The sequence below is a fragment of the Aneurinibacillus terranovensis DSM 18919 genome (assembly GCF_000430625.1).
In the GTDB taxonomy this organism is placed as follows: domain Bacteria; phylum Bacillota; class Bacilli; order Aneurinibacillales; family Aneurinibacillaceae; genus Aneurinibacillus_B; species Aneurinibacillus_B terranovensis.
The window spans coordinates 61,375-62,570 of record NZ_KE387179.1 but is presented as its reverse complement, the minus strand read 5'-3'; the positions used below and the strand labels follow the sequence as shown (position 1 = coordinate 62,570).

Genomic DNA, 1,196 nt, shown 5'->3' with positions numbered 1-1,196 from the left:
ATCGAAACGGTTTGTGATCAGCCGAAGGTTATTTCCTTTCGTATCCACTACCTCCAAAATCCGAAAGGTGTTCTCTGCCCGATTCTGCGTCGTCCCGATATAGACCATTCGATCTGACAAAACCGTACCTTCCTTCGAAAGAGAGAAGGAGTGGATCTCATGTATCACCGCATTCTTCTTGAGTCGCGAAACAAAAAAGTATCCATCATCGGTCATCCGGTCAAAGCGTTCGTAATCTACATATCCTCGGTCAAATACGTACATGGCTTCTTTGTCATCGACTAGCACTTCCAGCTGGCCGCGATCATGTTCCTTGGTTGTTGTAATGATCGCTTTATCAGGATAAGCCGTGTTTTTATCCATGAAAACTAACCGAAGGTGAAGTTTCACGCCTGCTTTTGTTTTCCGGAACTTCGCCCATTTATAATGCGTGAGGTTCAAGGGTAAAGTGCTGGAATCAATGATCTTCAACGGCATCGTTTTTACGATTTTTTGATGAAACCCTTGGATTTTTTGCACGAGATCTAAGAAAACACAGGAAAGTATCGCTGGTTCCACGCTATTATTTTTTCGGGATAACTGTGAGACACTAATCGACTCGAAACCTACGGTTTTTTGAAGGTCCGTATCCAGTAAAGCATCGCTTAGGGCGTGAAGGCTTTCCGTTTCCTGTAAGTGTGAAAAAAGAAGCAGCTTGATATAAGCTTCAGTCGTTAGCTTTTTCGTATAAATATCTTGTTTATGGAGTTCTACCAGTTCAAAAAGATTTTGAAGATTTATCGGCGATATCCATTTACTAAATGAAGATTTTCGTGTATTCTTGTCCATAGATGTAATCCTTTATATTGGATTTGGACAGGAAACCACCTGTACTTTCCATTGTAAAGGATTTTTTTATTGGCAAAAACAATAAATTTCAATATTGGGATGATTTTTAATACTGAAATATAATTAATGCAACACTAGTGACCTACCTTAAATTATTAAAATCCGTGTCTTGACGATGGGGTCCACCTTAATCGAGAAAGCTTCATTCGGCCAAATATCCCAAACCATCTACTTTATATAAACGGGAGAAGTCTGCCCGAAAACGGAAAAACGTTGCGTAAGACAAAGAAAACGGGTGAAAATCGAGGCTGTTCAGTCTGAAATCATATCAATAGGTGTAGCAAATTACAAAAAATTGGTGAATGTAA

General features: G+C 39.5%; 1 protein-coding gene. It reads right to left on the bottom strand.

All coding sequences use genetic code 11. The features are described from left to right. Window positions 1-828, bottom strand: an 828-nt coding sequence (locus H525_RS0121295) for an IS4 family transposase (protein WP_027417850.1), incomplete at its 3' end; no start/stop codon positions are given. Between the last annotated feature and the right edge of the window lie 368 nt (window positions 829-1,196).